Genomic DNA, 1,805 nt, shown 5'->3' with positions numbered 1-1,805 from the left:
AGTCCAGCTAATAAATGTCAATAGTTAAATGAAAAAATTGCTCTTATTTTCTGGCTAAAAAAGGGTAGACGTCCCCCTTGGTGAAAATATCGTTCTTTTGAAAGATATTGATTCGTTGGATGTACAGTATTTTATGCAGCCATGTCGCATTTGGAAGCATTGTATTGTTTGATATGCTCCTGTGGAGTGATGATTTCAAAAGACTTGTTGTCTCTGAGTATTGCAAATATCATATTGCATACCTTATGTGAAACAGCTCCCATTGCTACGAGCTTTGGTTTTGAGTCACATTTCTTGAGGTAGTACTCACGAAGAACTGGATTTTTAGCTTCTCCATTACGGGAGATACTGATGCTTTGTAAGGTTAACGTGTGAATAACACGTCTGGCTATGGCAGAACCACGCTTAGACATTTGAACTTTGGTACCTTCAAATTTTCCGGATTGTTTTACTGCCGGATCAAGACCGAAATAAGCGAAAAGTTGTTTTGGTTTTGAAAATGCTGAAAAGTCACCAATCTCACCCATGATGGATACAGCAGACAAGAAACCAGCACCTTTGAATGTTTCAATCAAATGAATCTGCTTGACAAAGTCGGCATCTTCATTAGCATCAACAAGCTCATGGAGCGATTCAAGAATGTTGTTGATTTCTTCATCATATTTACGTATGAAGCTGATATAAAGGCGAATACGCTTGATGTTGCTGTCTATGATGTAACCAAACTGATTTGCATCAGTTGCCGCCTGAATTATGGCATTATACTTATTTTGAGCATATGTAAGCCCAAAGCGAGCTGTTGATTTGATGATATTAATAATCTCTTGCTTGTCTGCTTCAAGAAAAGCAGAGGGAGATGTATAAGTCTCCAACAGTGTAAGAGAAGTGTTGATTGTAACCTTGGAAAAGATGCCGAGATACTGTGGAAACGCCATGCGTAATTCACCCTGAAGCTTATTCACATAGGCACTGCGATTATCCATTAAATCGTAGTATTCACGGCATAGGTTACGGCAGTTTAGAGCAAGGTCTGAAGGCATAAGTGAAACCTTTAAATCAGGTTTCAAACCAACCAAAGCAGCTTTTTTAGAATCAAAACGATCATTATGTACTTTTCGTATGTTGATGTTTGTGCTATTCTTAGTGATGATAGGATTAATAACAGAGCAGTTAAAACCCTTATCACGAAGATAGCAGAAGAGTGGGTAATGATAAATTCCCGTGGATTCGAGGAAAATGCGACTTTCCAAAGAATACAACTCTTCTGCTTCTTTTATTTTAGAAACAGCGGTTGTAAGGGAATCAATACTGCTATGTAGGATTTTGTAAGGTTTTCCTACGAATTGTTGGTTTGGAAGTGCTATAGACATCCAGGAGAAGTCAGCACCGACATCAATACCAACAGAGATGAATAAATCATCGAGATTAAAGATAACTTTGTTTGACATGAGCAATAGCTCCTTTCTGATAGGAATCCATTTCCAATCTGGCAGGTACACAACCTAGCGCGTTATTCGGGTATGGCCTTCCGGCTCCCAACCAGCTAAAACATAAAACCCTGTCGAATGGACTAATTGACTTCATTGTAGGTATCAGTCACAAGAGTGACTTCCCAAGGAGGTGAACATTCTTTGTCCTATCCTAAGAGATAATACCTTATGTTTTATCTGGTGTCTATCAGGAACCGTCAGACATGATCATTATTACGGATAACATCTGATGAAGGAAGAACCCCTTCTTCTGTTATCTGATTTATAGAAACTTATTAACCAAGTAGTCTTGATTGACTACATCATTATTATACT

Annotated in this window: 1 protein-coding gene; it reads right to left on the bottom strand. The window is 38.3% G+C overall.

The genetic code is table 11. The annotated features are described in order from the left end of the window. Positions 1-131: 131 nt before the first annotated feature. A complete protein-coding gene (locus DWX43_RS26705; protein ID WP_117570150.1) occupies positions 132-1,448 on the bottom strand; it encodes an IS110 family transposase in 1,317 nt (438 codons plus the stop codon). Between the last annotated feature and the right edge of the window lie 357 nt (positions 1,449-1,805).

The sequence above is a fragment of the Clostridium sp. AF19-22AC genome, from assembly GCF_003479085.1.
In the GTDB taxonomy this organism is placed as follows: Bacteria; Bacillota; Clostridia; order Lachnospirales; family Lachnospiraceae; genus Faecalicatena_A; species Faecalicatena_A orotica.
This window is presented reverse-complemented; position numbering and strand designations above follow the sequence as displayed.